We start from the raw sequence: 26,285 nt of genomic DNA on the forward strand, positions 1-26,285 counted from the left end.
ACCCCGGTGATGCACGTCTTCCCCTACCTGGTCGCCGTCTGGATCTTCCTGACGGGGTGTTACGGCCTCGCCACCAGCCGGAACCTGATCCACGCCGTGGGCTGCCTGGCCGTCGTACAGTCGTCGACGTACGTCCTGCTGCTCGCGGTCGGCTACCGCGACGGCGGCACCGCACCGGTCTTCTCCGATCTCAGGCCCGGGACCCGGCCGCTGGTCGACCCGGTCGTGCAGGCCCTCGCCCTGACCGACGTGGTCGTCGGCGCCACCGTCACCGCGCTGCTGCTCGCGCTGGTCCTGCAGATCGCCAAGCGGCACGGCACGGTCGACCCGGACGAACTGACGGAGCTGCGCGGCTGATGCACCACCTGCTGCCGCTGCTCGTGGCCGTCCCGCTGCTCGGCGCCACCCTGCTGGTGGCCGCCGGCCGCCGGCTGCCCCGGGTCGTCGCCGAGAGCTTCGCCTGCGCGATGTGCGCGGGCACCTGCGCCCTCGCTGTGATCCTGCTGCTCAACTCCTCGCCCCCGCTGGTCGAGTGGGTCGGCGGCTGGCGGCCGGTCGGCGGGGAGAGCGTCGGGATCGTGCTGGCCGGGGACGGTCCCGCGCTCGGCATGGCCGCCCTCGCCTCGCTGCTGACCCTGGCCGCACTGGTCTATTCCTGGCGCTACTTCGCGGAGCCGCCACACCGGCACGCGGGCTCCTACCCGGCGCTGATGCTGGTCTTCCAGGCGGGCATGTGCGGGTTCGCGATCGCGGGCGACCTGTTCAACGCCTTCGTCTTCTTCGAGCTGATGAGCGTCGTCGCCTATGCGCTGACGGGCTACCGCATCGACGAGGCGAAGGCGGTGCAGGGGGCGCTGGCCTTCGGCGTGGTCAACTCCCTCGGCGCCTACGCCATGCTGACGGGCATCGGACTGCTGTACGCCCGCACCGGGGAGCTCGCCATGGCGAAGATCGGCCGCGGCCTGGACACGCACGGCAGCCCCGACGCGCTGGTCCTCGCCGCCTTCGTCCTGGTGCTCACCGCACTGCTGGTCAAGGCCGCCGCCGTACCCTTCCACTTCTGGCTCCCGGACGCCCACGCCGTCGCCCCCACCCCGGTGTGCATGCTGCTCTCCGGAGTCATGGTCGAGTTCGGCAGCTACGGTGTGTGGCGGGTGTACCGCACGGTCTTCGCCGGACCCGGTGGCATCCCGGCCGCCGACCTGGAGCGCGCGCTGCTCGTCCTCGGCGCGCTCACGGCCGTGCTGGGTGCGTTCATGTGCTGGCACCAGCGGCACATCAAACGGCTGCTGGCCAACTCCACGATCGCCCACACCGGACTGTTCCTCGTCGGCCTGGGCGTCCTCACCCCGGAGGGCGACGACGGAATCGCCCTGTACCTGCTCGGGCACGCCGGGGTGAAAGCCGCCCTGTTCGCCTGCGCGGGGATCCTCCTGGACCGTTACGGCAACGTCGACGAACGTGCGCTGCACGGCCGGGCCCGGGAACTGCGCACGGTGGGCGTCCTGTTCACCCTCGGGGCGCTGGCCCTCGCGGGGCTGCCGCCGTTCGGCACCGCGCTCGGCAAGTCGGTCGCCGAGGAGGCGGTGGGCGGTCCGCTGACCGTGCTGTACGTCGTGGTGTCCGCGGTGACGGCGGGGGCGGTGCTGCGGGTCGCCGCCCGGGTCTTCCTCGGCCTCGGGGCGAGGCCGCCCAAGGGCGACGCCTACGAGACCACCGGGACCGGGGAGGAGCCCGAGACCGAGGGCCGGCTCGGCCGGATCCCGGGCACGATGACCGCCGTCCCCGCCGTGCTGCTCGCCGGCGCCCTCGCCGTGGGACTCGCCCCCGGGTTTCCGGAGGCGCTGGCCCATGCCGTCAACGAGAGCGGTGCCCCGGTCGCCGTCCACTGGACGGCGACCGGGCTCCTGCTGGGCTGCCTCTCCACCCTCCTGGCCGTCGGCCTGGCCGCCCTCGCCGTCGCCCGCCCCGGCCGGCTGGTGGCCCGGGACTGGGCGCTGCCGCTGCGCCGCCTGCAGTCCGGGCACGTTGGGGATTACGTGGCCTGGCTGCTGGTCGGCGCCGCCGCGCTCGGGGCGCTGGCACTGCCCGGAGTGCTGGGCGGCTGATCACACGGTCCTGGTCAGACCGTGCCGTAGGACACATGCACCTCCGTGAACCCGAGGGAGTGCAGCAGGCCCTCCAGCATGTCGGTGGTGTTGGTCTCGGCCCGCTGGGTCAGACCGCTGGTCGTGGCCGCGTCCGAGATGTGCTTGACGGCGAGCTTCTGCACCGCCTGCTCGCTGTTGGGGTTGTCCGAGAACAGGTCGCCGAGCCGATCCAGCAGACCGCGCTGCTTGGAGACGGCGTAGGAGTGGTCGGCGTCCAGGGCGGCCTTGCCGAGTTGAGCGTGCGGCAGCCGGATGGTGGCCTTCGTGCGGGCGTCGTTGACCGTCACATCCTTCTCGGCGACCTTCCCGAGGTCGACATAGGAATCCACGGTGCCCGCCCCCACGTACAGGGTGCGGGTGCCGCGGATCGCGCTCGGCAGGTACTTGGCGTCCTTCTCGAGGTCCACGACGACCTGGAAGTTGCCGGAGGCGGCGTCGTAACGGCTCATGTCCTGGATGGACTTGAGCAGGGCGGGGCCCGTGTTGTCGCGGGTTTCCGTGCCGAACAGGTCCTTGATGCCCGGCAGCACCGCCAGCTTGATCCCTGCGAACAGCACCACGAGCACCAGCACGAACGCGGTGAGCAGTTTCGCCCAGCCGGGCATGCGCCGGGGCCGGGCCTTCACGGGAGTCTCCTTCACGGAGCTCTCCTTGGTGGAACTCGCCATGCGACGGTCCTCCTTTCCACCGAGACGAATGCCCACCGCAAGCCTTGCCAGACCGCGTTGTTGGCCGATTGAGACAGCTGACGCACGACTGGTACACAGGCCCTAGACCCGCTCGGCCAGCTCCGCGATCCGGCATGCCGACGGTGAACCCGGATCCGCTGTCACGAGGACGACCTCCTGGTCGTCCTCCGGCACCAGCAGGACGTCGCAGTTCAGCCGCAGCCGCCCCAGCTCCGGATGGTCGAGGACCTTGGTGCGATGCCCCGGGGCATGCACCGGATGGGTCGCCCAGATCCGCCGGAACTCCTCGCTCCTCGCGCGCAACTCGCTTATCAGAGACGCGAGATGCGCGTCGTGCGGATACCGCTCGGCGGCTCGCCGCAGCCGGGCCACCACGATGTGACCGAACTCCTCGGCGCTGGAGCTCTCGTACATCCGCCCCTGGTCCAGGAAGCGCCGCCGCGCCAGGTTGGTCGTGCCGCGTCCCAGGTCTCCGCCGAGCAGCAGCTGGGCAAGGGGGTTCCAGGCCACCAGACCGTAGGAGGCGTCGGTGACGATCGCCGCGGTGTCGGGCAGCCGCTCCAGCATCCGGGCCACGTGCGGGCGCACCCGCCGTACGGCCATCGGGGCGGGCGGCGGCGCGGCCGAGCCGGCCAGCCGGAAGAGATGGCTGCGCTCGGCGGGGGGCAGCCGCAGGGCACCGGCCAGCGCCTCCAGGACGCGGGGGGAGGGGCGGGGGCCGCGGGCCTGCTCAAGACGGGTGTAGTAGTCGACCGACATATGGGCCAGCTCCGCGACCTCCTCGCGCCGCAGGCCGGGCGTACGGCGCGGGACGATGCCAGGGGAGAGCCCCACCGTCTGCGGGCGCAGTCCCGCCCGGCGCTCCCGCAGGAAGCGGGCCAGTTCCTGCCTCGCCATACAGCCGCCTCCCCGGTCCGCCTGGTACAGGTGGTCCCTGGCAGGACGGACGCGGCCGGGGAACCGTGGCTGTCATGAACGATCGCACAGCACTCGTCACCGGTGCCAACAAGGGCATCGGCTTCCATGTCGCCCGGCTTCTCGTCGAGGAGGGCTTCAGCGTCCACGTGGGTTCCCGGGACATCGAGCGCGGTGAGCGGGCCGCGGCGGAGATCGGCGGTGACGCGCGGCTCCTGGTCCTCGACGTCACCGACCCCGACAGCGTCGAGCGCGCCGCCGCCCGGGTCGACCGCCTGGACGTCCTGGTCAACAACGCCGGCGTCCAGCCGGTGACCGGCCCGCCCACCGCAACCGGCGTCGAGGACCTCCGGCGGACGTACGAGACGAACGTCTTCGGCGTCGTCGCGGTCACCAACGCCTTCCTGCCCGCCCTGCGCCGCTCCGCGCATCCGCGCATCGTGAACGTCTCCAGCGGCACCGCCTCCCTCACCTGGAGTACGCACCCCAATCCGCAGTTCGCCCACGGCAGCCCCTGGTCCGCCGCGTACCGCTCTTCCAAGGCCGCGCTCAACGCGCTGACCGTCCTGTACGCCCAGGAACTGGCCGAGGACGGCATCAAGGTGAACGCCCTCGCCCCGGGGCGGCGGGCCACCGAACTGGTCCCCGGGGCGGCCGAGGGAGGCGGTGATCCGGCCGAGGGCGCACGAGGGGCCGTACGGCTGGCGCTGCTGCCCGACGACGGTCCTACCGGCGGGTTCCACTCCTGGGACGGCACACCCGTGCCGTGGTGAGGGCGCCACGTCCGTAGCATGAGCGCGTAGCCCGTATTGATCATGCGAGGAGCGGATCGTGCGAGACATCGCAGTCTTCAGCGGCAGCGCCCACCCCGAGCTGGCCGAGGAGGTCTGCGCGCACCTCGGGGTGCCGCTCAGCCCGACGCGGGTCAGCCGGTTCGCCAACGACTGTCTGGAGGTACAGCTCCAGGCGAACTGCCGGCAGCGGGATGTCTTCCTGATCCAGCCCCTGGTCCGGCCGGTGCAGGAGCACCTGGTGGAGCTGCTGCTGATGTGTGATGCGGCCCGTGGTGCCTCAGCGGGCCGGATCACCGTCGTCATGCCGCACTACTCCTACGCCCGCTCCGACAAGAAGGACGCCCCGCGCATCTCGCTCGGTGGCCGCCTCGTCGCCGACCTGCTGGTGGCCGCGGGCGCGAGCCGGGTCCTCGCCATGACCCTGCACGCCCCGCAGGTGCACGGCTTCTTCTCGGTGCCGGTCGACCATCTGCACGCGCTGCGGGAGCTGGCCGCGCACTTCCGCCGGTACGACCTGACACGCACCACCGTCGTCTCGCCCGACCTCGGCAACGCGAAGGAGGCCGCCGCCTTCGCCCGGCTGATCGGCGCCCAGGTGGCGGCCGGCGCCAAACAGCGGTTCGCCGACGACCGGGTCATCATCAGCTCCGTCATCGGCGATGTGGCCGACCGGGACGTCATCGTGCTCGACGACGAGATCGCCAAGGGCAGCACGGTCATCGAACTGCTGGAGCGCCTGCGGGAGCAGGGGCCGCCGCGGTCCATCCGGGTGGCGTGCACGCACGGGCTGTTCGCGGGCGGCGCGCTCAAGCGGCTGAGCGAGCAGCCCGACGTGCTGGAGATCGTGTGCACCAACACCGTGCCGGTCCCCGTCGAGGAGTACACGGACAAGCTGCGGATCCTGTCCATCGCCCCGGCCCTGGCCGAGGCCGTACGCCGTATTCACAACGGTGAGTCCGTGAGCGCCCTGTTCGACGAGCCGCGCAACCTCTAGGCAGGGAAGTAGCCGTAGCGGATCGGAGTCCGACATGACGTCATAACGACCCGGACGTGGCCTCCGGCCGGCCCAGGGCGGTGTCCAGCGTCGCCAGCGGAGGCAGTAGCCGCGACAGCCCCGTCACCCTCAGTAAGCGCAAGGTCAGCGGATGCGTACACACGAGCTGGAGTTGGCCGCCGCGCTCCAGCACCCGGCCGCGTGCCCGGTACAGCAGCCGCAGCCCGGAGCAGTCGAAGAAGTCGATGTGCAGCAGGTTGATCACCACCCGGGAGCCCGCCCGCGCGGTCGCCCGGTCCAGGTAGGGCGTGATCTCCGCCGCCGCCGCGATGTCGATCTCGCCCCGGAACTCCAGCACCGTGTATCCGCGGTCCCGGTGGATGCGCAGGTGCCGGGTGAGCGGCGCGGGATCCTGTCGGGGTTCCTGGCGCACGACGGCATCACCTCTCACCCCAGCCGGTCCAATTCCGTTCCCTGCTCTGCAAGTTACCCTCGATGGAGAGAATTTGAGCATGTTCGATTGACATATGTCTGCTGCTTCGGTGCGCCATTTTCTGTGGCGTGCGCGACAGTCGGGGAACGGGCACGTGGGAGCGCTACCGCTCCGCTACGACAACGCGTGCCACGCCTTGCTCAGCACTTGGCGGAACCGGTGCTGTCCTTCACCTCCTGCGGCAACTGCCGCTGACGGCGGCCACCCCGCCTACCGCGCCACCTGGCTGCCGCTCAACTGACCGGCGGCCGCCGCGCCGACGCCACCGGCACCGTCGTCCGCGCCGGCGAACCGCTCGGCGCCACGATCGTCGTCCTCGGCGCCGGAGAGGTGGGCCTGTCGGCGGTCATGGCGGCCGCGCTCACTCCCGCCACCACGGCCGAACGCCTTTGGCCGGCCAGGGAGTTGGGGGCCGCGCACAGCGGCGACACGACCCGGGACCGGGCCGTACGGGGCATGAGCACGGGCTGTGGGTGATCCAGCCCGTGCTCATCTTCTGGCCCCTGGGGTCAGTCCACCACCAGGACCAGCTTCCCCGTGGTCCGGCCGGTGCCGCCCAGCTCATGCGCCTTGGCGGCATCGGCCAGCGGGAAGGTCCCCGCGATGGTGGCCCGCAGCTTTCCCTCCTCCGTCAGCTCGGCGATCGCCCGCATCCCGGCCCGGTCGGCGTCCACCAGCATCCGCACCGCCCGTACCCCCAGCCGCCCGGCCTCCTCGTACAGCTCCGCCGAGCCCACCGGCAGGATCGACACCAGGACCCCGCCCGGCCGCAGCACCCGCAGCGAATCCAACGAGGTGTCACCGCCGATCGTGTCCAGGACGACGTCCACGTCCCGCACCGCCTCCGTGATCTCCACGGACCGGTAGTCCACCGGCTCGTCCACGCCGATCTCCCGCAGGAAGCCGTGCTTGCCCGCGCTCGCCGTGCCGATCACATACGCGCCGCGCGCCTTGGCGATCTGCACCGCCACATGCCCGACCCCGCCGGCCGCCGCGTGGATCAGCACCCGCTGCCCCGGCCTCACGTCGGCGTATTCCACCAGCGCCTGCCAGGCCGTCAGCGACACCAGCGGCAGCGCGCCCGCCTGGACGTGGTCGATCGCGGCGGGCTTCGGCACCAGCGCATGGGCGGGCATGATCACGTACTCGGCGTGCGTGCCGTGGCCGAACGGGTAGGGCGCCATACCGAAGACCTCGTCACCGGGCTTGAAGGCGGCGACACCGATCCCGGTCTCCTCCACCGTGCCGGAGACGTCCCAGCCCAGGACGAAGGGCGGCTGACCCAGAAAACCACCGGTCTCCCGGTGCTTCCAGTCGGTCGGGTTGACGCCGGCGGCCCGCACCCGGACCAGCACCTCGTTGGGGCGCGGCCGCGGCCGCGCAACCTCGATCACCTTCAGTACCTCGGGGCCGCCGAGGACGTCCTGGCTGACCGCACGCATCGTGTTCACATTGCTCATGGTCACCCAGCCTGCCGGGATGCGCCCGCCCGGGAAATGGCACGATGGTCAACCTTCGATGGAATCGTGCCAGACCTGCCGCCTCCGCGTGCCAGACCTGTCGTCTCCGGGCGGGAGTGAACGTTCCGGCCCGCACCGGCGTCGAAGGACGGCAGCGGTGGCGAGGAACAGGGGCGGGCATGCGCAGAGGACTGGCGGCGGCGACACTAATGGTGGCGGCAGCGGCGGTGGCCTGCGACGGTGGAAGCGGGCCGGAGCTCGTGCTGAACGGGTCGCCGCCGGCGACGCCGTACAGCGGGCGGCTGGACATCCCCGCCAAGGAGGCCGACGTGAGCACGCCGCAGGCCCTGCGCACCGCCTCCGGCGCGGCGGGCCGTGCGCTGGAGTGCGACGGGGAGATCTACTGGGGCACCGGGCCCGACGGCTGGAGCGAAGACGACGGCGGCGACTCGCCCGAGGACGGCCTCCGGCTCTTCTTCGACATGTTCGACCCGGAGGTACCGCGCGGCGGCTACCGTGTGGAGCGCCGGGAAGCGGACCGGGTGCTGTACTCCTACGACGTCGGCGGGCGCACGAAGGTGGCCGTCGTGGTCGCCAAGGACCAGCGGGACAGGCCCGGTTGGGGGCCGGAGACCAACGCCTCCTGCGACCCTGCCGAACTCCCGGCGAGCGTGACATCGGGACCCGGCCGGCACGAGATCTGGACGGACGCGAGCGGTCGGCGAGTGCCCGTCACGAAGATCACCAGTTACTCCGGCGCGGAGCACTGCGGCTGGCAGTCCGCGCACTTCCTGACGCTCGGTGAGAAGACGTACGTCCGCGACCCGCACGGGGTGTTCGCCGGGGACTCCGTGCTCGACGGCCGCTACGACGGCGACATCGCCATGCCCGCCGACGCCCACGACACCGGCTATCGCCTCCGCCACTGGCGGCTGTGGCTGACGGACGACGGCGGCACGGCATACGTCCGCACCTCCCAGGGCGTGGAGGCCTGGCCGAAGGAGCGGCGCGCCTTCGCCTGCGCCTGACCGCTCAGCGGCTCATGTGCAGGGCGACCAGCAACTGCCAGACCTGGACGGCCACTTCGCCGGGCCCCGCGTCCAGCAGGCCGTGCAGCCAGTCGGCCAGCACCCCGGCGAAAGTGGCGGCCACCGCCGAGGCCACCAGCGGGGCGTCGGCCGCGCCGGCCAGCTCCCGCTCGGCCAGGCTGCGGGCCCGCAGGTCCCGGTGCAGCACCCGGCCCAGCGGACCCCCGCCGCCCGGCGCGAGCAACTCCCGGTACAGGGCCGCGTGCGGAACCAGCCCCGCGAAGAACTCCGTCAGCGCCGGCGGCGCGTGCACCGGATCGGGCCGGCCCCGCCAGGCCTGCAGCGCGTCCACCGCCTCCCGTACGACGTCCGCGCAGGCGTCGACCGCCAGCGCCTCCAGGCCGTCGTAGTGGACGTAGAACGTGGCCCGGCCCACCCCGGCCCGGCGTACCAGTGCGGCCACCCCCACCTCCGCCAGCGGCCGCTCGGCGCACTCCTCCAGCAGGGCCGCCCGCAGCCGCGCCCGGGTGCGCGCGGCCCGCGGATCCTCGACCGCCGGGCGGGGCACCGGGCCGGTCACCGGGCCGCGAGGACGGCGGCCAGGGCCAGCGCGCCCGGCAGCGCCTGCGCGAACAGGTGGGTGACCGGACGGACGTACGAGATCCAGGCCGTCGAGACCATCCTCGGGGTGCTGCGGAGCGCCGGATTCCCGGACGCGGAGGCGGTCCGCGTCCATCACGCCTTCGTCGACCAGGCCCTCGCGTACGGCGCCCTCGACTCCGCCAACACCGCCTTGCCCAAGCCCGCCCGCGAGGCCGAGGCGGACGTGTGGCAGGCGACCTACGCCGGGCTGCCCGCCGCCACCCACCCGAACATCGCGGCCACCGCCCGCCAGCTGGTCGCCTCGATGCGGGGCAGTTCCTATCCGGCCGCCCTGGACCTGCTGCTGACGGCGGCCGAGGCCCGGCTCACGCACATCCGTGCCGCGGCCGACTGAATCCGGAGATGGGGGACAGACGCACTGGGAGAACCTTCCCAGGGAGGAAGCATGGCACTGGTGACCGCAGCCGTCGTGGTGCTCGACTGCGCCGAGCCCGAGAAACTCGCCCACTTCTACCGGCAGTTGCTGGACGGCGAGGAGAGCGAGGCGTCCGCCAACCTCGTCGAGATCCGCGCCGTCGACGGCGTCCGCATCGCCTTCCGGCGTGACGTCAACGCCACCCCGCCCAGCTGGCCGCGCCCCGAGAACTCCCTCCAGGCCCATCTCGTCTTCCTGGTCGAGGACCTGGACGAGACGGAGCGCCGGGTGGTCGGGCTCGGCGGACGGCCGATCGAGGCACGGGACCCGGCCGGGCCGTACGAGGAACGTGGGTACGCGGACCCGGCCGGACACTCCTTCACCCTGCGCCTGGTGCCGCCCCTGGCACCCAAGCAGGGCTGACACCGCTCAGTCCCGGCCGCCCTTGCCGGCCGTCGGCCACGCCCCGGTGGAGCGCTCGATGGCCGTGGCGCCGGTACGGTCCACGGCACTGCGCACCACCGCGAAGACGGCGCCCTGGAGGGCCGCGGCCAGCAGCACCTCGCCCCAGCCGCGGTCCCGGTCCAGGGCGTCAGGCGCGTCCTCCTCGCCGCTCAGCGCCATCCAGGTCCGGCGGAATACCAGTGCGCCCAGCGCCCCGCCGGCCCAGCTCAGCACGAAGCCGAGCGGCGTGTAGACGAGAGCGAGCTTCTGCTTCTTCCTGCGCTTGGCCATGCCTGCCTCCTGTTCTCAGGGCCGCCCCGCGACCGGAACCTCTTCGCCCGCCGGCACCGGGCCGGGCGGTGTCCCGTCCCCGAAGGGCCGGCCGCCCAGCTGCTCCCGGTGATGGGGCGTCAGCCACCCGGCCAGATCCGGGCCGAGGGGCACGACACGGGTGGGGTTGATCCCGGTGTGGACCTGGTAGTAGTGCCGCTTGATGTGGTCGAAGTCGACGGTGTCACCGAATCCCGGCGTCTGGTAGAGGTCCCTGGCGTACGCCCACAGCACCGGGTTCTACGTCAGCTTCCAGCGGTTGCACTTGAAGTGGCCGTGGTAGACGGCGTCGAACCGCACCAGTGTGGTGAACAGCCGGATGTCGGCCTCCGTGATGGTTTCCCCGACCAGATAGCGCTGCCCGGCCAGCCGCTCGGCGAGCAGACCGAGCCGCCGGAACACCGCCGTGCACGCCTCCTCGTACCCCTCCTGCTCGTGCGCGAACCCGGCCCGGTAGACACCGTTGTTGACGTCCTCGTAGACCTCCGCCATCACCGTGTCGATCTCGTCCCGGTGCCTGACCGGGTACAGGTCCGGTGCCCCCTCCCGGTGCAGTGCCGTCCACTCGGTGGCCAGGTCCAGGGTCAGCCGCTGGTAGTCGTTGGTGACCAGCCTCCCGCTCGGCACGTCCACGATCGCGGGCACGCTCACCCCGCCCGGGTAGCCGGTCTCCCGGCGGTCGTAGGCCTCGCTGAGGAACCGGATGCCGAGCACCGGGTCACGGCCGTCGGGGTCGAGTGTGAAGCGCCAACTGCGGTCGTCCTGGAGCGGATCGGTGACGGCCAGCGACAGGGCGTCCTCCAGGCCCAGCAGCCGCCGTGAGACCAGTGCCCGGCTCGCCCATGGACAGGCACGGCTGACCACCAGCCGGTAAGGCCCGGCCGTCACCGGCCAGCCGTCCCGCCCGTCCGCCGTGATCCGGTCCCCGAAGTAACTGGGGGACCGGGAGAACGCCTTGTGCCCGTACGAGGTGTTGCCGTCACCGCTCATGAATCCTCCTTGGCGAGGGGCGGGCGTGGGCCGATACACGCCTGAGGGCTGTGTTCCCGATGTTCCCCGATTCGTGCCTCCCGCACGGTGTGATCGGCTCGGGCCGGGGCAGTCGGCGGTGGTGAGTGGGACTTCATCGCAAGAACATCCGAGTCAGTCCAAGGCTGACAGCAGGACACGTCTGACCGTGGTCGTGGCGCTCGCCGCCAATCTGGTGATCGCCGTGGCCAAGGCCGTCGGTGGTGTCGTCGCCGGCTCGCCGGCACTGCTGTCCGAGGCTGCGCACTCCGTCGCCGACAGCCTCAACGAGGTGTTCCTGCTGGCCGCCCTGCGCCGCAGCCGCCGTCCGCCCGATGAACGGCACCCCTTCGGCTACGGCAAGGAGCGCTTCTTCTGGTCGCTGCTGGCGGCCGTCGGGATCTTCGTCATGGGCGGCTGCTTCTCCTTCTTCCAGGGCGTCGAGGCGCTGCGCAACGGCGCGGAGGAGAAGCTCAGCGGCTACGTGGCGGGCCTGATCGTGCTGGGTGTCGCCCTGCTCGCCGAGGGCGCCTCGCTGCTCCGGGCGCTGCACCAGGCCCGCCGGGAGGACCGGGGGCTGCGGGATCCGGCGCTGCGCACGGTCGTCGCCGAGGACGGCACCGCGGTGCTCGGTGTGCTTCTCGCGATGGTCGGCATGGTGCTGCACATGGTCACCGGCCAGGTCGTCTGGGAGGCGTCGGCCTCACTGGCGATCGGCGTCCTGCTGGTGTTCGTGGCCTACCGGCTGGGCGCCGACGCCCGCACCCAGCTGATCGGGGAGGCCGCGGATCCGGAGCTGAGTGCCAAGATCCAGGAGCGGCTGGCGGAAGAGCCCGAGATCGACAGCCTGGAAGCGCTGTTCACGATGAAGCTGGGCCTCGACTCGACCCTGGTCGCGGCCCGGGTCGACCTGATGCCCGGCCTGGACAGTGAGCAGGTCGAGGAGGTCCTGGTGCGCATCAAGCGGTCCCTGGCCCGGTCGCTCAGCGAGACGGCCCAGATCTTCCTGGACGTGACCGACAGCTCCGCGCAGGAGGCACGCGAAAGCCCCGCCGCGACGGGGGAACGCGGCGGGGCCTGACTTCCGGCTGCCCGGCCCGAAGCCGGTTCATGCCTGCGGGAAACAGATTTTTCTAAATTCCGACGTTCCCCGGCCGGAAAGGATTCCCGGAATCGTCAGCTCCCCTGCTGGGGGCTCAGTTCCCCTGCTGATGCTCCAGCACGAACACCGGGATCTCCCGGTTGGTCTTCGTCTGGTACTCGGCGTACGGCGGGTACGCGGCGACCGCGCGCTTCCACCACTCGTCCTTCTCCGCGCCGGTGACCTCACGGGCGGTCATGTCCTGCTTGACTGCCCCGTCCTGGAGCTCGACATGCGGATCCGACTTGATGTTGAAGTACCAGACCGGATGCTTGGGCGCACCGCCCTGCGAGGCGACCACGGCGTACTTCCCGTCGTGCTCCACCCGCATCAGCGGCGTCTTGCGGATCTTCCCGCTCTTGGCCCCCCGGGTGGTCAGCAGGATGACGGGCATCCCGGTGTCCAGCAGGGTCGTGCCCTTCGTCCCGCCGGAGCTCTCGTACAGCTCCACCTGCTCGCGTACCCAGGCTGTCGGGCTGGGCTCGTACTCGCCCTCAAGAGGCATGAGGTCCGTCCCCTCTCGCTTCCAAGACTGACGCCATGATTCAACACCGGGAGTGCCCCGGATCATCCGCACGACACCGGGCCCTCCTTTACCTCCCCTACCTCGCGGGTAATCGCACTTCCCGCCCACCGCGGGCACAGTCGTGCACACACCCCGTCCGTCCGACACCCGAGGCAGGTCGCCCCCATGTCCCCCACACATGCCGTCGTCGAGGAGCTGCTCCGCCGGATCGGCGGGGGCGCCCCCGAGCGGATCGCCGAGCTGTACGCGGAGGACGCCGACTGGCGGCTGAACTGGCCGCAGGACGAGCACGACCGCCCGGACACCCCCTGGATCACCCACCGCAGCGGCCGCGCCGCGGCCGCCGCGCACTACCGGGACCTCGCCGAGCACCATGTCCCCGGGCGGGCGGACACCCGGATCGAGCGGGTGCTGGTCGACGGCGACGACGCGGTCGTGCTCGGCGAGATCCGGCAGACCGCGAGGCCCACGGGGCGCTCGTATCACGCCAGGTTCGCCCTGCACCTCACCGTCCGGGACGGTCTGGTCGTACGGCACCACGTCTACGAGGACAGTCTCGCCGTGGCCCGTGCCTTCGCGCCCTGACCACGCGCCGGGGCCTCAGCCCGGCGACAGCGCCATCCGGGCCGCGAGCCCGAGCATCACGCAGCTCGACAGCAGCGCCGTGACCAGGCGTCCCCTGTGGCCGGTCAGGCCCCGGCCGAGGAGCGCGCCGCCGCCCGCCAGCAGCAGCTGCCAGCTCGCGGACGCGAAGAAGGCCGCGAGGACGAAGACGCCCTGCTCCACCGGCCGTTCCGGCTCGGCGGAACGCGTGCCGACCACCAGGGCCGCGAAGTAGATCACCGTGGTGGGGTTGAGCAGCGTGATCCCGAGGAGGCCGAGATACGCCCGTCCGGGGCCGGGTACCGGCCGCTCGGCCCGGGTCGTGAGCCGGCGCTCCCGGTGCTGGCGCAGCGCGACCGCCGCACCACGCACGGCGAGCGCCACCAGGACCAGCGCCGAGGCCCGGCGCAGCGGGCCGAGTACCGGCAGCAGCGCCGCCGCCAGCGCGGCGCCGCCGACCGCGGCGAGCAGGGCGTACAGTCCGTCGGCGCTCGCGACGCCGAGCGCGGCGCAGGCGCCGGTCCGCAGTGACGTGCGAGCCGTGAGGGACACTAGATATGTGCCGACCGCGCCGACCGGGACGGCGATCCCGTACCCGGCAAGCAGGCCGGCGACGAGCGCGGCCGTCACGGGCGTGCGGGCTCGGGCCTCCAGGGACGCTTCGGCTGCTGCTGGACCCGCCCCCGACCGACGGTCGCGCAGATCAGCGGCACCACGGCGTCAGGAGTGTTCATGCGCAGATCCTGTGGCCCGCGTCGCCGCCCCGGCAAGCGAATTTCGGCGCGGAACCGTCCCCCGACCGCGTGCGGTTCGGCCAGATCACCCGATTCACCGATCTGGCTGAACTTGCGGTCGCCCCATAGGTGCCCCGGGCATCTAATGAAGATCGGCACGACGTACGACATTCGTCTGCGAGGTCTTCCATGAACGAACTGACGGACCTGACGGAACCCACGACTCCTGTCCCGGCCGACCCTGTGGCCTGGCCGCAGGACCGCACATGCCCCTACCACCCGCCCACCGGCTACGACCCGCTGCGCGAGAGCCGGCCGCTGTCCCGGGTCACCTTGTTCGACGGCCGCCCCGTGTGGGTGGTCACCGGTCACGCCACGGCCCGGGCACTGCTAGCCGACCCCCGGCTGTCCAGCGACCGCCGACGGACCGACTTCCCCATGCCGACGGCCCGGGCCGCCGGGGTCCGCGACCGCCGGATCGCCCTGCTCGGCCTCGACGACCCGGAGCACCAGACCCAGCGCCGGATGATGATCCCGGCCTTCACCGTCAAACGGGCCACCCAGTTGCGGCCGTCCATCCAGCGGATCGTCGACGAACTGCTCGACACGATGGTCGCCCAGGGGCCGCCCGCCGATCTGGTGAGCGCCTTCGCCCTGCCCGTGCCGTCCATGGTCATCTGCGATCTGCTCGGCGTCCCGTACGCCGACCACGAGTTCTTCGAGGCGCAGTCCCGGCGGCTGCTGCGCGGTCCGACGGCCGCCGACTCCCAGGAGGCCCGGGCAGAGCTGGAGACCTACCTGGGCGGCTTGGTCGACAGCAAGAGCCGGGACGCCGTTCCCGGCGACGGTGTCCTCGACGAACTCGTCCACCAGCGGCTGCGCGACGGGGAGCTGACCCGCGGCGAGGTCCTCTCGCTGGCGATGATCCTGCTGGTCGCCGGCCACGAGACGACCGCCAACATGATCTCGCTCGGCACCTTCACCCTGCTCCAGAACCCCGAGCGGCTGGCCGAGCTGCGCGCCGACCCGGCGCTGATGCCCGCCGCCGTGGAGGAGCTGATGCGGATGCTGTCCATCGCCGACGGCATGCTGCGGATCGCCCTGGAGGACATCGAGGTGGCCGGCACGACCATCCGTGAGGGCGAGGGCGTGCTCTTCGCGACCTCGGTGATCAACCGCGACGCGGCCGTTTACGAGGACCCCGACACGATCGACTGGAACCGCTCGGCCCGGCATCACGTGGGCTTCGGCTTCGGCATCCACCAGTGCCTGGGCCAGAACCTCGCCCGCGCCGAGCTGGAGATCGCCCTGAGCACGCTCTGGGAGCGGCTGCCGGACCTGCGGCTCGCCGTGCCGCCGGAGGAGATTCCCTTCAAACCCGGCGACACGATCCAGGGGATGCTGGAACTCCCCGTGACCTGGTAAGAGGCTTCTGCCATGCACATCGAAATCGACAGGGACGTCTGTATCGGCGCCGGCCAGTGTGCCTTGACGGCCCCGAACGTCTTCACCCAGGACGACGACGGCTTCAGCACCCTCCTCCCCGGCAAGGAGGACGGCGACGGTGATCCGCTGGTCCGGGAGGCGGCCCGGGCCTGCCCGGTGCACGCCATCACCGTCAAGGAGCCGACGGGCTAGGGCCTGTTGCGAAAGTCCCGCCTGCCCCGCGACGCCCGGCACGCACTCTCGCCGCACCGGGCACAAACCCAAGTACGTCCAGTACGAGGGCTTGCACCCGGCACTCGCCCAGCCTCCGGCCGGGGGGACCCCCAGAGCGCGCACCGGACGCCGCGGGGCCCGCCCTCCGGGCGGGCGACGGGACTTTCGCAACAGGCCCTAGGCCCGCACTCCCCTTGCCCGAAGGCCTGGTTGGGCAGGCCCGGGCCGTGCTCCCGGCGCTCGCCGTGGCCTGACCTCACCGGCCACGCAGCAGCGCCCGGGCCGCTTCGCGCGCCTCGGCCGCGGGCTCCGTGCTCCCGGTGATGCCCGCGGTCACCATCGCCCCCTCGGCCAGCAGGAACAGCGGCCCGGTGAGCGAGGGGTCCAGCCCGGCACCGGCCACCAGGCCAGCCAGGTAGTCACGGAACGCCCGCTTGTGGCCCCGCACATGGTCCACCACGCGCTCGGAGGTGGCACCCAGCTCGCCGTACGCGTTGATCCACGCGCACCCCCGGAAGTCCTCCTCGCCGAACCACCCCGCCAGCCAGTCGAATACGGCGAGCAGCCGCTCCCGGGGATCCGCCTGCCGCTCGACGTGCTCGGCGAGCCGCTGCCGCCAGCGCACGTCCCGGCGCTCCAGATAGGCCACGACGAGCTGTTCCTTGGCGGGAAAGAGCTGGTAGAGGCGCTTGAGGGAGATGCCGGAGGCGCCGCGTATGTCGTCCATGCCGACGGACTGCACCCCGCGTCCGTAGAACAGCCGCTCGGCGGCGTCCAGGGCCTGCTCACGCGCGACCGCGCTGTCCATGACCACTCCCGGATCACTCCTTGACGAGAGAACGTGCGTTCTCCTACATTAGCAGCGACGGAGAGAACGAACGTTCTCCACCGAAGGAGGAAATCATGGCCGACCGTCCGCCCCTGCCGCCCTTCACCCGCGAGACCGCCGCCCAGAAGGTCCAGGCCGCCGAGGACGCCTGGAACAGCCGCGACCCGCAGCGCGTCGCGCTCGCCTACTCCGAGGACTCGGTCTGGCGCAACCGGGACGCCTTCGTCACCGGCCGCGCCGAGATCGTCCGGTTCCTCACCGCCAAATGGGCACGGGAGCTGGACTACGCGCTCCGCAAGGACCTGTGGGCCTTCGACGGCAACCGCATCGCGGTCCGATTCCAGTACGAGTCCCACGACGCGGCCGGGCAGTGGTGGCGGTCGTACGGCAACGAACTCTGGGAGTTCGACGAGCACGGGCTGATGACCCGGCGCGAGGCCAGCATCAACGACGTCCCGATCGAGGAGCACGAACGCCGGATCCACGGTCCGCGCCCGGAGTCCGAGCGGGGCCTGTCGTTCCCGCTCCGGTAGGTCCCGCATAAGGTGCCCGGATGACCGATGCGACCTCGAAGCCGTTCCTCTACCTCGTCGTCTGCGCGGCCGGCAGCGCCGCCGGCGTCGGCAGTCTGATCACCGCGGCCCAGGAACGCGGCTGGGAGGTCGGGGTCATGGCCACCCCGGTCGCCATGAACGGATTCTTCGACACCGCCGAGGCCGAGACACGCACCGGCCGCCCCATCCGGTCGGCCTGGCGCCGGCCCTCCGACCCGCGCCCCTTCCCGCCGCCGGACGCGGTGGTGGTCGCCCCCGCCACCTTCAACACCGTCAACAAATGGGCCGCCGGGCTCGCCGACACCCTCGCCGTTGCCACCCTCTGCGAGGCCCTGGGCCTGGGCGTCCCGATCGCCGTCCTGCCGTGCGTCGCCGACGCGCTGACCGCCCACCCCGCCTACCAGGAGAGCCTGACGCGGCTGCGCGGGCTGGGCGTCCGCTTCGGCGACCCGCACGCCGGCGGGACCGAAGTGGACGGCCGGCGCCCCGAGTTCGCCTGGGAGCGGGCGCTGGACCTTTTGGAGCAGAGCTGACGGCGTCCGATTACCGCCGTCGTGACGCGAGGCCGGACGGCGAGCCGACGTACGCTCGGCTCTTGCGACGTGATCTCTAACGCGGGAGACAACGATGGAGTACGTGAAGCTCGGCCGCACCGGCCTGGACGTGTCCCGGATCTGCCTCGGCTGCATGACCTACGGCCTGCCCGACCGCGGCACCCACGAGTGGACCCTCGACGAGGAGGCGTCCCGCCCGTTGATCCGGCAGGCGTTGGAAGCGGGCATCAACTTCTTCGACACCGCCAACGTCTACTCGGACGGCACCAGCGAGGAGATAGTCGGAAAGGCGCTGCGCGACTTCGCCCGGCGCGACGAGATCGTCCTCGCCACCAAGGTGCACGGCCGGATGCGCCCCGGCCCCAACGGCGGCGGTCTGTCCCGCAAGGCGATCCTGACGGAGATCGACCAGAGCCTCGGCCGCCTCGGCACCGACCACGTCGACCTCTACCAGATCCACCGCTTCGACCACGAGACGCCGATCGAGGAGACGATGGAGGCGCTGCACGACGTCGTCAAGGCGGGCAAGGCCCGCTACATCGGGGCGAGTTCGATGTACGCCTGGGAGTTCTCCAAGGCCCAGTACACGGCCGAGCGGAACGGCTGGACCAAGTTCGTCTCCATGCAGAACCACTACAACCTCCTCTACCGCGAGGAGGAGCGCGAGATGCTGCCGCTCTGCGCCGACCAGGGCGTGGGCGTGCTGCCGTGGAGCCCGCTGGCCCGGGGCCGCCTCACGCGTGACTGGGGCACGGTCACCGAGCGCAGCGCCAATGACAACTTCGGCGACCGCCTCTACCAGGAGGGCGACCGCGCGACCGTCGAGGCGGTCACCCGACTTGCCGACGACCGGGGCGTCCCGCGAGCCCAGGTGGCCCTGTCCTGGCTCCTCCGCCAGAACACGGTGACGGCCCCGATCATCGGCGCGTCCAAGCCCGGGCACATCGAGGACGCGGTGGCGGCAGTGGAGTTGGAGCTCAGCGACAAGGAACTCGATGAGCTCCAGCGGCCCTACGGCCCCCACTCGATCGCCGGCCACTGAAAGCGCCACGTCAGGGGCGAGGGGCTGGATCATTGTGCGGCTCCGCCGCGTGGGCGCGACCAGCCCCCACCCACCCACCCGCACTCGACGGCTACCGCTCCGTACCGCACGGCCCAGCCCCCTCGCTCTCCAGCAAAGGAACCCTCTCCCCAGCCATCGTCAACGTCCGGTAATACCCCCCGATCCGCACCGCGGACCGCCCCACGTAGTGCCCGATGAACGACCGCCGGAACCGGTCCACGGACCGGTTCGGCTGAGACCCGTGCACCAGACTCCCGTTGAAGAACAGGACATCCCCCGGCCCCATGTCCACCGGCACCGCCACCAGCCCCTCCGGCGGTGCCACGTACTCCCGCGCGAACGACAGCTCCGCATCCGACTCCTCCGGGCAGAACAGCTCCATCCGATGCGTCCCGGGCACCACCTCCAAGCCACCGTTCTCCCGGTCGATCTCCTCGCAGGCGACCCACGCGGCGACGCATGTCCCCGGCTCCACCCGCAGATAGAAGTTGTCCTGGTGCAGCGCCTGCCCCCGGGCCCCCGGCGGCTTGAAGTAGAACATGCTCTGCGCGGCCAGCACCTCCTCCCCGAACAGCTCCTCCAGGATCACCCGCAGCCGCGCGTCCAGCAGGAACCGCCGGGCGAGCGCGCTGATCTCGTGCGGCTGCATGACACGGGGATACCGGTGCAGCGGATCCCCCGTCGGCCCCGGCCGGAAGTGGCCCGGCACCGGCCGCCCCGCCGCGTGCAGCGCCGCGAACTGCGCGCACAACCGGTCGATCTCGTCGTATCCGAAAAGCCCGCGTACGACGGTGAACCCGTCCTCCTCGAACCGCCGCACCATGGTGGTGTCGATGCCCGTGACTGCCATACCCGCGCTCCTCGGTCCGGTGCCCTGGGCCTGTCAGGCTAGGCCGACGCTTACGCGGAGAGGATGTCCATGACCGCCGAGGGATTGCCCGGGACCGCTGTCCCGGCTCCGCCGCCGGGCATGGTCGTCACCGGCCGCTACGACCAGGGGCCCGGCTACCGCGTCAACCGCCCTCAGGGATCGAGCAGTTGGCTGTTCACCTGGACCACGGACGGCCGCGGCCTGCTCCGGCAGGGAACCGCACAGACCTCGGCGGGGCCGGGCGACCTCGTCGTTCTCGCACCCGGCGTCCCGCACAGCTACACGGTCGGGCCCGGGGCGAGCCGCTGGCGCTTCTGGTGGACCCACTGCCAGGCCCGTCCCGGCTGGGCGCAGTGGCTGGGCCCGTGTGCCGTGGGCGACGGCGTGTACGCCGTCGGCGCCCCCGACGACGCGCACGCCCGGATCGAGGCCGCGTTCCGCCGGGCGCTGGCCGACTCCCGCTGGACCGGCAGCGGCGCGCCGCCCGCCGCCGTACCCGGCGAAGCGCCCGTCGCCGTCGCGTACGGCAGCGCGGCACGTGATCTCGCCCTCTGCGTGCTGGAGGAGGTGGTCCTGCTCGCGACGGCCGGCGCGCACCGGGCACCACCCGGTCCGGACGCCCGGGACGCGCGCGTGCGCCGCGCCGAGCAACTGATCATTGCCGACCCGGGCGCCCCGCACACCGTCGGCTCGCTCGCCGCACGTGTCGCGCTTTCGCCGTCCCGGTTCGCCCACCTCTTCACCCGGCAGACCGGCGTGCCCCCGATGCGCGCGCTGCGCGAGGCGCGGCTGCGACACGCCGCCCGACTGCTGGAGAGCACCGACCTGACCGTCGAGCGGGTCGCCGCCGCGTCCGGATTTCCGAGCCCGTTCCATTTCAACCGGGTTTTCCGCGAAAGATACGGTGTCCCGCCCGGCGCCTACCGCCGTTTCGATGAACGTCCGTAATGCCCGCGGTCATTGGTTCGTGGACGCCGTCGGCCGGACGGCCTGCGCAGGTCGGGCCGTGGTTCAATGGTTGGTGCCGATGCCGGGGCGGTCCGCCCTGAAACCCCGCGCCAATTACGATGTCGATACAACGACAAAGCGCGAGTAACCCCATTGACGACTCGTCAAATCAGCGCAAGCTCCAGGCAATGCGCAAAACCCCGAGATCCCTTGTTATGCCCTGCTGGCCTGTGCCAAGGTGTGCCGTGTCGGCATGCGGACAATCATTTCACCCCCGCATGCGCGAGGCCGCTCCCGTACGCCCCCCACGCTTCAAAAGAGCTGCCGACGGCGGACGTTCGCGGGCCGAACCCCCAACAGGCCCATCCGATCATGGCATCGGCCGGGGCGCATACCGCTCGCATACCAGTTGGTATGGACTTTATCCCGCGTTGCGTCTGGAAGGAAAGCCGCCGTGAATGACGCAGGCCTGGGGAATTCCCCTACCCCCGCCCGGCCGTTCGACGTCACCGACGAGCAGCTCAGCGCCGAGCTCAAGCAATGGACGGGCACGGCGCCCGCGCTGCACCCCGTCGGTGAACTGCTCGACCGCCACTGGGAAGCGGCCTTCGCCTACGCCCGTCTGTGCACCGACGGGACCCGCGGCGCGGGAATGCTCACCACCGCCGCATTCACCCGGCTTTTCGGTGAATCCCTCCGCCAGACCGGCCCCACCGCCGCCTGGCGTCCCCGACTGCTGGTCACCGTCCGCCGTATCGCCGCCGAATGGGACAACGACGGCCGCGGCGAACTCCTGCACCCCGAACTGCGCGCAGGCAAGGGGGAGCGGGCCGCCTCCCGGCTGCTCCCACCCGCGAACCGGCGGCTGCTCTCCCGCGCCTTCCAGCGCCTGACCCAGTCCTCCCGGGCGGTGCTGTGGCACACCGAGGTCGAGTCGGAGCCGCTGTCGAGGCCCGCCGGGCTGCTGGGCCTCGACGAGCAGGACACGCGGGTCGCACTGCGCCGGGCCCACGAGCGGCTGCGCGAGGAGTGCCTCCAGGTGCACCGCGAACTCGCCCACGAGGACGACTGCCAGCGTTACGTCCGGATGATCGACGTGACCTTCCGGCGCGGCGGCGTCGACATCGACCCAGACCTCCTGCAGCACCTCAACGGCTGCAACCACTGCCGGTACACCGCCGACCAGCTCCACCAGTTCAACGGCGGCCTCGGCCTCGCCCTGGCCGAGGCCGTGCTCGGCTGGGGCGCCCGCGCCTATCTGGAGTCGAGGGCCGGCCTCACCGCGGAGCCCGCCGAGCAGGAGGCCACGCCCGACGGCGGACTCGCGGGCGGCGAGGCATTCGCGCCGGCGACGGCCACGCCGGGCAACGACATGGTGGTGCACCCCGTTCTCACCCGCCGCGCCAAGCAGCGGGCCGCCCGCCGGGTGCGCCGCCGAAACCTTGCCGTGGCCGTGGGCACGGTGAGCGGTCTGGTCGTGCTGCCACTGGTGCTGTGGTCGGTGCTCGGCTCGGGCGACGGCTCCGGCTCGGCGGCCGCCCCCAAGCCCGCCGTCACGCCCGGAGCCGGCGCCTCCAGCTCGGGACCGTCCTGGATCGGCACCAGCCAGACCACCCAGGGGACCCTGCGCGGGCGCCTGCACAACATCGCCTCCGGCCTGTGCATCGGCGTGGTCGGCAAGAAGGCCGTCAAGGGCGCCGAGACCGAACTCGCCGAGTGCTCCTCCGTCGCCGGGCAGCAGTGGACGTACGAGAACGACGGGCTGCTGCGCAACGGCGCCGACCCCGGCCTGTGCCTCGACTCGCACCTCGGCTACTCCGTCCAGCTCGCCCCGTGCCCGGCCGCCTCCGGGACCGGCAGCCGGAGTATCCGCTACGACTTCACCCTCCAGGGCGCCCTGGTGCCCCGCTGGGACCAGGAACTGGCGCTCGCCCCGGCCGCCACCGACGGCGGCGGCTCCCTGGTGGTCAAGACCCGGGCGAACGTCGGTGCCCAGCGCTGGGTGATGGACACCTCCCAGCCCGACCTGCAGATGCAGATCGTCAACTGGGACGCCGAGACCCCCCCGGCGCCCGCCCCGACCCCGTCGGCCACCGCCACAACCAAGGCCGCCAAGACCCCCGCGCCGACGCCCACCCCGTCGGCGTCCAGGACGACCGCGCAGCCCACGCCGCCGAGCAGCACCCCCAGCCACAACCCGTGCGAGGAGTACCCGGGCTACTGCTACGGCGGCTGGGGCTACGACGGCGGCTACGGCGGCGGCGGTCACCGCGGCCGCTGAGCCGGTACCGGCTCAGTGGTGGTGGTGCGGCGGCGGGGGCGGCATCGTCGTCAGGTCCGGCGCCCCCTCCGGCCAGACCAGCAGCACCGGGCAGGGCGCGTGGTCGACGGCGAACCGTACCGCCTTGCCCAGGCTGTGCGGCCCGAGCCGGGACCGGTCGCCGTCCCGGGCCAGGATCAGCAGACCGGCTCCCTCGGCGGCGGCCACCACCTCCCGCTCGATGCGCCCGGTCCGCTCCAGCCGGGTGCACGACCGCCCCAGCCGTGCCTCGGCCGCGTCCAGCAGTTCCGCCGCAGACGTTCCGCCGAGCTCCACCAGCCGCGGTTCCGGGTCCGTCTCCGAACCGGCCCGGCCCAGCAGCCCCGCGAACGCGCCGTGCGCGAGCCCGGCCGCCTCCGGCTGGGCCACGTGCAGCAGCACCACCTCGGACGCGTCCCGCGCGTAGTCGCGCGCCGCGTCCACACAGGCGGGCCAGGTTCCCTCGACCAGCCAGACGATCACCCGCATGTCCATGGCCTCCCGTCTAGGTCCCGACCACCTGGAGCGCTCCCCACAGTGCCACCACCGCGCCTCCCAGCGCGGCCGGCACGGCGAGCAGCCCCAGCCGGGTGAACTCCCCGAGATCCACCCCGTGATCGTGCTGGTGCACGATCCTGCGCCACAGCAGCGTCGCGAGCGAACCGGCGTAGGTGAGGTTCGGCCCGATGTTCACCCCGAGCAACACCGCCAGTACCGCGCCCGGCCCGGTCTGCGCGGCCAGCGGCAGCAGCACCAGTACCGCCGGCAGGTTGTTGACGATGTTCGCCAGTACGGCGGCCAGCGCGGCGATGCCCAGCAGGGCCGGCAGCCCCGTCCCGTCCGGCAGCACCTGCCCGAGGGCGTCGGCCAGGCCGTTGTCGACGACCGCCCGCACCACGATTCCGAGCGCGAGCACGAACGCCAGGAACGCGGGAGCGGCCGCCTTCACGACCGACAGCGGTGTCGCCTGCCGCCGTACCAGCGCCCGCCCGGCGAGCACCAGCGCGCCCGCGCACGCGGCCCACGCGGGGTCGATCCCGAGTGCCGAGGTCAGCACGAATCCGGCGAGCGTGCAGGCCACCGTCACCAGCGCGAACAGCGGGAACCGGGGCGGCTCGCCGGTGTCCTTCGCCCCCGGGGCCGCCGAGGACAGGTCGCGGGCGAAGAACCGCCGGAACACCAGGTACTCGGCGCCGATCGCCACCAGCCAGGGCAGCACCATCAGCGCCGCGAACCGGGTGAAGCTCAGCCCGCTCGCCGCGAACGCCAGCAGGTTCGTCAGATTGGACACCGGCAGCAGCAGCGAGGCGGTGTTCGACAGATGCGTACAGGCGTAGACGTGCGGCTTGGCCCGCACCCCGGACCGGGCCGCCGTCGCGAACACCACGGGCGTCAACAGCACCACCGTCGCGTCCAGGCTCAGCACGGCGGTGATCACCGAGGCCAGCGCGAACACCGCGGTGAGCAGCCGCACCGGCCGTCCGTCCGCCCAGCGGGCCATCCACGCCCCGCAGGCACGGAACAGCCCCTCCACGTCGCAGAAATGGGCGAGCACCAGGACGGCGGCGAGAAAGCCGACGACTGGGCCCAGCCGTTCGGCCTCGGCACGGGTGTGGTCCAGCGAGATCGCGCCGGTGGCGATCACCACCCCCGCCGCCGGTACGGCGAGCACCGCCTCCGGCCAGCCGCGGGGCCGGAGCACGGCCCAGGCGAGGACGGCGGCGAGCAGAAGGACGGACAGGGCCTCGGCGAGCGGGGTGTTCAGGGCGCGTTCCTCAGGGCGTGATCAAGTGCGGCCCGCCCATGAAAGCAGACGGACCCGGTTACGAGGACCGGGTACCCGCCGCGCCCAGGAACTCAGCCCACCCGCTGGTCGGCTCCTGTCCCGGGTTCAGGGTGCGCAGGGTGCGCAGCACCGCCGGGTCCTGCGCCTCCAGCCACGCCACCAGCTGCTTGAAGGAGACGAAGCGCACATCCTCGTACTCGGCCATCTTGCCGATCGCCTCCTCGACGGCGTCCATGTAGATGCCGCCGTTCCAGCGCTCGAAGTGGTTGCCGATGAAGAACGGCGCCCGGTTGGTGCTGTACGCCCGCTCGAAGCCCGCCAGATAGGTGTCGCGGGCCTGGGTGCGCCAGGCGTCGTACTGGGACTTGTCGCCCAGCGGGTTACCGGCGGACTGGTTGTACATCATGTTGTAGTCCATCGACAGGACCTGGAAGGAGTGCCCGGAGAACGGTATGGACTGCAGGGGGAAGTCCCAGATGCGGTTGCCCTGCACCTTGCCCGGCCAGATCTGCAGGCCGCCGGGGGAGCTGGCGTCGTACTTCCAGCCGAGCGCGGCGGCCGTGGGCAGCAGGTTGGTCTGGCCCTCCAGGCACGGGGTGCGGCCGCCGATCAGCTCCTTGCGGTAGTCGAAGGGCAGCGGGTCCAGGTCGGTGAAGCCGGTGTTGGTCTTCCACTTGGTGACGAAGCCGATCGCCTGCTCGATCTCGCTGCGCCACTCGGCGGGGGACCAGTTGCGCACGCCGTCGGAGCCGCAGAAGTGCCCGTTGAAGTGGGTGCCGACCTCATGCCCCTCCAGCCAGGCGGCGCGCACCTGCTGGAGCGTGTTGTGGATGTGCCGGTCGGAGAGGTAGCCGATCGCGGAGGCGCCGACGGCGTGCCGCGGGGGCCGGTAGAGGTCCTTCTTGGCCTCGGGCAGCGTGTAGATGCCGGACAGGAAGAACGTCATCTTCGCGCCGTGGTCGGCGGCCACCTTGCGGAAGCGGGAGAACAGCTTGTTGCTGAGCTCGCCGGCGCCGTCCCATGAGAACACCACGAACTGCGGCGGCTTGGCGCCGGCCGCCATCCGGGCGGCCTTCGGCTGGTGCGGCTGGGCGCCGGTGTCGGCGGTGGAGCCGTCCCCGATGAGCTTCAGGGGCTTGGCCGGTACGGCCTTGCCGCCGCCGTCCGCCGAACTGCCGCCGTTCACCGTCCAATTGCCGTTCGCGCAGCCCGACACGGCGCCCAGTGCGCCGAGGGCCCCCGCCGTCGCGCCCGCCGTCAGCACCCGCCTGCGAGAGATGCCGCTCATGTCCGTCCCCGATTCCGTCGTCCCGGGCCCCTCGCGGGGCCCCTTGCCGTGTGGTCGACGGGTTCGATGGACGGGCCGGCGAAAAAGATCGGAGCCGGGGGCGCGTG

Annotated in this window: 28 protein-coding genes and 3 pseudogenes; 17 read left to right on the top strand and 14 right to left on the bottom strand. The window is 71.9% G+C overall.

Going from position 1 to position 26,285, the window contains the following annotated elements; all coding sequences use genetic code 11:
- Positions 1 to 9 precede the first annotated feature (9 nt).
- A complete protein-coding gene (locus tag ABZ396_RS37185; RefSeq protein WP_358926421.1) occupies positions 10 to 357 on the top strand; it encodes a sodium:proton antiporter in 348 nt (115 codons plus the stop codon).
- The gene (locus tag ABZ396_RS37190; protein WP_358926420.1) at positions 357 to 2,108 is read left to right on the top strand and encodes a complex I subunit 5 family protein; all 1,752 of its coding nucleotides are present in this window, start codon (positions 357 to 359) and stop codon (positions 2,106 to 2,108) included. The genes ABZ396_RS37185 and ABZ396_RS37190 overlap by 1 nt, the downstream gene beginning before the upstream one ends.
- A gap of 14 nt (positions 2,109 to 2,122) precedes the next feature.
- On the opposite strand, the gene ABZ396_RS37195 is transcribed toward ABZ396_RS37190, so the two are convergent.
- Positions 2,123 to 2,818, bottom strand: a complete 696-nt coding sequence (locus ABZ396_RS37195; protein ID WP_358926419.1) for a DUF4230 domain-containing protein — start codon at positions 2,816 to 2,818, stop codon at positions 2,123 to 2,125.
- A gap of 102 nt (positions 2,819 to 2,920) precedes the next feature.
- Positions 2,921 to 3,736: a helix-turn-helix transcriptional regulator gene (locus tag ABZ396_RS37200; RefSeq protein WP_358926418.1), complete on the bottom strand. Its 816-nt coding sequence runs from the start codon at positions 3,734 to 3,736 to the stop codon at positions 2,921 to 2,923.
- Between the two features lie 74 nt (positions 3,737 to 3,810).
- Here ABZ396_RS37200 and ABZ396_RS37205 point away from each other — a divergent pair, with 74 nt between their 5' ends.
- Both ABZ396_RS37205 and ABZ396_RS37210 read left to right on the top strand, forming a co-directional pair.
- A complete protein-coding gene (locus ABZ396_RS37205) occupies positions 3,811 to 4,527 on the top strand; it encodes an SDR family oxidoreductase (RefSeq protein WP_358926417.1) in 717 nt (238 codons plus the stop codon).
- 58 nt (positions 4,528 to 4,585) lie between these two features.
- Positions 4,586 to 5,542: a ribose-phosphate pyrophosphokinase gene (locus ABZ396_RS37210; protein WP_358926416.1), complete on the top strand. Its 957-nt coding sequence runs from the start codon at positions 4,586 to 4,588 to the stop codon at positions 5,540 to 5,542.
- A 40-nt stretch (positions 5,543 to 5,582) separates the two neighbouring features.
- Here ABZ396_RS37210 and ABZ396_RS37215 read toward each other — a convergent pair whose 3' ends face one another.
- Positions 5,583 to 5,975: an anti-sigma factor antagonist gene (locus tag ABZ396_RS37215; RefSeq protein ID WP_358926415.1), complete on the bottom strand. Its 393-nt coding sequence runs from the start codon at positions 5,973 to 5,975 to the stop codon at positions 5,583 to 5,585.
- A 219-nt stretch (positions 5,976 to 6,194) separates the two neighbouring features.
- Between ABZ396_RS37215 and ABZ396_RS37220 the strand changes: the two are divergent.
- A pseudogene (locus ABZ396_RS37220) lies at positions 6,195 to 6,458 on the top strand (NAD(P)-dependent alcohol dehydrogenase); the annotation flags it as partial.
- A gap of 86 nt (positions 6,459 to 6,544) precedes the next feature.
- Here the strand turns inward: ABZ396_RS37220 and ABZ396_RS37225 are convergent.
- Positions 6,545 to 7,495, bottom strand: a complete 951-nt coding sequence (locus tag ABZ396_RS37225) for an NADP-dependent oxidoreductase (protein ID WP_358926414.1) — start codon at positions 7,493 to 7,495, stop codon at positions 6,545 to 6,547.
- 179 nt (positions 7,496 to 7,674) lie between these two features.
- On the opposite strand from ABZ396_RS37225, the gene ABZ396_RS37230 reads away from it, so the two are divergent.
- Positions 7,675 to 8,523, top strand: a complete 849-nt coding sequence (locus ABZ396_RS37230) for a hypothetical protein (RefSeq protein WP_358926413.1) — start codon at positions 7,675 to 7,677, stop codon at positions 8,521 to 8,523.
- A gap of 4 nt (positions 8,524 to 8,527) precedes the next feature.
- Here the strand turns inward: ABZ396_RS37230 and ABZ396_RS37235 are convergent, their stop codons facing one another.
- A complete protein-coding gene (locus ABZ396_RS37235) occupies positions 8,528 to 9,091 on the bottom strand; it encodes a TetR/AcrR family transcriptional regulator (protein WP_358926412.1) in 564 nt (187 codons plus the stop codon).
- A gap of 72 nt (positions 9,092 to 9,163) precedes the next feature.
- Between ABZ396_RS37235 and ABZ396_RS37240 the strand changes: the two are divergent.
- Positions 9,164 to 9,520, top strand: a pseudogene (locus tag ABZ396_RS37240) (TetR/AcrR family transcriptional regulator); the annotation flags it as partial.
- A 51-nt stretch (positions 9,521 to 9,571) separates the two neighbouring features.
- A complete protein-coding gene (locus tag ABZ396_RS37245; protein WP_358926411.1) occupies positions 9,572 to 9,964 on the top strand; it encodes a VOC family protein in 393 nt (130 codons plus the stop codon).
- 6 nt (positions 9,965 to 9,970) lie between these two features.
- Here the strand turns inward: ABZ396_RS37245 and ABZ396_RS37250 are convergent, their stop codons facing one another.
- A complete protein-coding gene (locus tag ABZ396_RS37250; RefSeq protein ID WP_358926410.1) occupies positions 9,971 to 10,276 on the bottom strand; it encodes a DUF4235 domain-containing protein in 306 nt (101 codons plus the stop codon).
- A 15-nt stretch (positions 10,277 to 10,291) separates the two neighbouring features.
- A pseudogene (locus tag ABZ396_RS37255) lies at positions 10,292 to 11,305 on the bottom strand (glutathione S-transferase C-terminal domain-containing protein).
- A gap of 121 nt (positions 11,306 to 11,426) precedes the next feature.
- Between ABZ396_RS37255 and ABZ396_RS37260 the strand changes: the two are divergent.
- Complete coding sequence (locus ABZ396_RS37260) at positions 11,427 to 12,404, top strand: cation diffusion facilitator family transporter (protein WP_358926406.1); 978 nt, start codon at positions 11,427 to 11,429, stop codon at positions 12,402 to 12,404.
- Positions 12,405 to 12,519: 115 nt separating this feature from the next.
- Here ABZ396_RS37260 and ABZ396_RS37265 read toward each other — a convergent pair whose 3' ends face one another.
- Complete coding sequence (locus tag ABZ396_RS37265; RefSeq protein WP_358926404.1) at positions 12,520 to 12,969, bottom strand: nitroreductase family deazaflavin-dependent oxidoreductase; 450 nt, start codon at positions 12,967 to 12,969, stop codon at positions 12,520 to 12,522.
- Between the two features lie 186 nt (positions 12,970 to 13,155).
- On the opposite strand from ABZ396_RS37265, the gene ABZ396_RS37270 reads away from it, so the two are divergent.
- The gene (locus tag ABZ396_RS37270; protein ID WP_358926402.1) at positions 13,156 to 13,575 is read left to right on the top strand and encodes a nuclear transport factor 2 family protein; all 420 of its coding nucleotides are present in this window, start codon (positions 13,156 to 13,158) and stop codon (positions 13,573 to 13,575) included.
- Positions 13,576 to 13,590: 15 nt separating this feature from the next.
- On the opposite strand, the gene ABZ396_RS37275 is transcribed toward ABZ396_RS37270, so the two are convergent.
- Complete coding sequence (locus ABZ396_RS37275) at positions 13,591 to 14,223, bottom strand: LysE family transporter (RefSeq protein WP_358926400.1); 633 nt, start codon at positions 14,221 to 14,223, stop codon at positions 13,591 to 13,593.
- A gap of 293 nt (positions 14,224 to 14,516) precedes the next feature.
- On the opposite strand from ABZ396_RS37275, the gene ABZ396_RS37280 reads away from it, so the two are divergent.
- Complete coding sequence (locus ABZ396_RS37280; RefSeq protein WP_358926396.1) at positions 14,517 to 15,752, top strand: cytochrome P450; 1,236 nt, start codon at positions 14,517 to 14,519, stop codon at positions 15,750 to 15,752.
- Positions 15,753 to 15,764: 12 nt separating this feature from the next.
- A complete protein-coding gene (locus ABZ396_RS37285; RefSeq protein WP_358926394.1) occupies positions 15,765 to 15,965 on the top strand; it encodes a ferredoxin in 201 nt (66 codons plus the stop codon).
- A gap of 277 nt (positions 15,966 to 16,242) precedes the next feature.
- Here ABZ396_RS37285 and ABZ396_RS37290 read toward each other — a convergent pair whose 3' ends face one another.
- Positions 16,243 to 16,794, bottom strand: coding sequence for a TetR/AcrR family transcriptional regulator (locus tag ABZ396_RS37290; protein ID WP_358926392.1), 552 nt, complete (start codon positions 16,792 to 16,794; stop codon positions 16,243 to 16,245).
- A 95-nt stretch (positions 16,795 to 16,889) separates the two neighbouring features.
- On the opposite strand from ABZ396_RS37290, the gene ABZ396_RS37295 reads away from it, so the two are divergent.
- The 3 genes from ABZ396_RS37295 to ABZ396_RS37305 all read left to right on the top strand — a co-directional run bounded on the left by ABZ396_RS37295 (position 16,890) and on the right by ABZ396_RS37305 (position 18,965).
- On the top strand, positions 16,890 to 17,348 hold the full coding sequence (locus ABZ396_RS37295; RefSeq protein WP_358926390.1) for a nuclear transport factor 2 family protein: 459 nt from the start codon (positions 16,890 to 16,892) through the stop codon (positions 17,346 to 17,348).
- Positions 17,349 to 17,368: 20 nt separating this feature from the next.
- Positions 17,369 to 17,902, top strand: coding sequence for a flavoprotein (locus tag ABZ396_RS37300; protein WP_358926388.1), 534 nt, complete (start codon positions 17,369 to 17,371; stop codon positions 17,900 to 17,902).
- 94 nt (positions 17,903 to 17,996) lie between these two features.
- Positions 17,997 to 18,965, top strand: coding sequence for an aldo/keto reductase (locus tag ABZ396_RS37305; protein WP_358926386.1), 969 nt, complete (start codon positions 17,997 to 17,999; stop codon positions 18,963 to 18,965).
- A gap of 91 nt (positions 18,966 to 19,056) precedes the next feature.
- On the opposite strand, the gene ABZ396_RS37310 is transcribed toward ABZ396_RS37305, so the two are convergent.
- The gene (locus ABZ396_RS37310) at positions 19,057 to 19,836 is read right to left on the bottom strand and encodes a phytanoyl-CoA dioxygenase family protein (protein WP_358926384.1); all 780 of its coding nucleotides are present in this window, start codon (positions 19,834 to 19,836) and stop codon (positions 19,057 to 19,059) included.
- Between the two features lie 69 nt (positions 19,837 to 19,905).
- Here ABZ396_RS37310 and ABZ396_RS37315 point away from each other — a divergent pair, with 69 nt between their 5' ends.
- On the top strand, positions 19,906 to 20,805 hold the full coding sequence (locus ABZ396_RS37315; RefSeq protein WP_359186837.1) for a helix-turn-helix domain-containing protein: 900 nt from the start codon (positions 19,906 to 19,908) through the stop codon (positions 20,803 to 20,805).
- 454 nt (positions 20,806 to 21,259) lie between these two features.
- Positions 21,260 to 23,086 (top strand): RICIN domain-containing protein, encoded by a 1,827-nt coding sequence (locus tag ABZ396_RS37320; protein ID WP_358923970.1) that lies wholly within the window; start codon positions 21,260 to 21,262, stop codon positions 23,084 to 23,086.
- A gap of 12 nt (positions 23,087 to 23,098) precedes the next feature.
- Here the strand turns inward: ABZ396_RS37320 and ABZ396_RS37325 are convergent, their stop codons facing one another.
- From ABZ396_RS37325 to ABZ396_RS37335, 3 genes are read right to left on the bottom strand one after another with little or no spacing between them, the layout of a single operon-like run.
- Complete coding sequence (locus tag ABZ396_RS37325; protein WP_358923968.1) at positions 23,099 to 23,593, bottom strand: universal stress protein; 495 nt, start codon at positions 23,591 to 23,593, stop codon at positions 23,099 to 23,101.
- Positions 23,594 to 23,609: 16 nt separating this feature from the next.
- Positions 23,610 to 24,869: an arsenic transporter gene (locus ABZ396_RS37330; RefSeq protein WP_358923975.1), complete on the bottom strand. Its 1,260-nt coding sequence runs from the start codon at positions 24,867 to 24,869 to the stop codon at positions 23,610 to 23,612.
- Between the two features lie 58 nt (positions 24,870 to 24,927).
- The gene (locus ABZ396_RS37335) at positions 24,928 to 26,178 is read right to left on the bottom strand and encodes a hypothetical protein (protein WP_358923966.1); all 1,251 of its coding nucleotides are present in this window, start codon (positions 26,176 to 26,178) and stop codon (positions 24,928 to 24,930) included.
- Between the last annotated feature and the right edge of the window lie 107 nt (positions 26,179 to 26,285).

Origin of the sequence: Streptomyces sp. NPDC005866 (assembly GCF_040629895.1) — a bacterium.
GTDB lineage: Bacteria > Actinomycetota > Actinomycetes > Streptomycetales > Streptomycetaceae > Streptomyces.

Bases quoted from the DNA above. Each gene is read 5' to 3' on its own strand.
- ABZ396_RS37265 (WP_358926404.1), bottom strand. From the start codon at position 12,969: ATGCCTCTTGAGGGCGAGTACGAGCCCAGCCCGACAGCCTGGGTACGC.
- ABZ396_RS37270 (WP_358926402.1), top strand. From the start codon at position 13,156: ATGTCCCCCACACATGCCGTCGTCGAGGAGCTGCTCCGCCGGATCGGC.
- ABZ396_RS37205 (WP_358926417.1), top strand. From the start codon at position 3,811: ATGAACGATCGCACAGCACTCGTCACCGGTGCCAACAAGGGCATCGGC.
- ABZ396_RS37325 (WP_358923968.1), bottom strand. From the start codon at position 23,593: ATGCGGGTGATCGTCTGGCTGGTCGAGGGAACCTGGCCCGCCTGTGTG.
- ABZ396_RS37195 (WP_358926419.1), bottom strand. From the start codon at position 2,818: ATGGCGAGTTCCACCAAGGAGAGCTCCGTGAAGGAGACTCCCGTGAAG.
- ABZ396_RS37245 (WP_358926411.1), top strand. From the start codon at position 9,572: ATGGCACTGGTGACCGCAGCCGTCGTGGTGCTCGACTGCGCCGAGCCC.
- ABZ396_RS37290 (WP_358926392.1), bottom strand. From the start codon at position 16,794: ATGGACAGCGCGGTCGCGCGTGAGCAGGCCCTGGACGCCGCCGAGCGG.
- ABZ396_RS37335 (WP_358923966.1), bottom strand. From the start codon at position 26,178: ATGAGCGGCATCTCTCGCAGGCGGGTGCTGACGGCGGGCGCGACGGCG.
- ABZ396_RS37280 (WP_358926396.1), top strand. From the start codon at position 14,517: ATGAACGAACTGACGGACCTGACGGAACCCACGACTCCTGTCCCGGCC.
- ABZ396_RS37295 (WP_358926390.1), top strand. From the start codon at position 16,890: ATGGCCGACCGTCCGCCCCTGCCGCCCTTCACCCGCGAGACCGCCGCC.
- ABZ396_RS37230 (WP_358926413.1), top strand. From the start codon at position 7,675: ATGCGCAGAGGACTGGCGGCGGCGACACTAATGGTGGCGGCAGCGGCG.
- ABZ396_RS37190 (WP_358926420.1), top strand. From the start codon at position 357: ATGCACCACCTGCTGCCGCTGCTCGTGGCCGTCCCGCTGCTCGGCGCC.
- ABZ396_RS37225 (WP_358926414.1), bottom strand. From the start codon at position 7,495: ATGAGCAATGTGAACACGATGCGTGCGGTCAGCCAGGACGTCCTCGGC.
- ABZ396_RS37310 (WP_358926384.1), bottom strand. From the start codon at position 19,836: ATGGCAGTCACGGGCATCGACACCACCATGGTGCGGCGGTTCGAGGAG.
- ABZ396_RS37250 (WP_358926410.1), bottom strand. From the start codon at position 10,276: ATGGCCAAGCGCAGGAAGAAGCAGAAGCTCGCTCTCGTCTACACGCCG.
- ABZ396_RS37315 (WP_359186837.1), top strand. From the start codon at position 19,906: ATGACCGCCGAGGGATTGCCCGGGACCGCTGTCCCGGCTCCGCCGCCG.
- ABZ396_RS37305 (WP_358926386.1), top strand. From the start codon at position 17,997: ATGGAGTACGTGAAGCTCGGCCGCACCGGCCTGGACGTGTCCCGGATC.
- ABZ396_RS37300 (WP_358926388.1), top strand. From the start codon at position 17,369: ATGACCGATGCGACCTCGAAGCCGTTCCTCTACCTCGTCGTCTGCGCG.
- ABZ396_RS37285 (WP_358926394.1), top strand. From the start codon at position 15,765: ATGCACATCGAAATCGACAGGGACGTCTGTATCGGCGCCGGCCAGTGT.
- ABZ396_RS37200 (WP_358926418.1), bottom strand. From the start codon at position 3,736: ATGGCGAGGCAGGAACTGGCCCGCTTCCTGCGGGAGCGCCGGGCGGGA.
- ABZ396_RS37185 (WP_358926421.1), top strand. From the start codon at position 10: ATGCACGTCTTCCCCTACCTGGTCGCCGTCTGGATCTTCCTGACGGGG.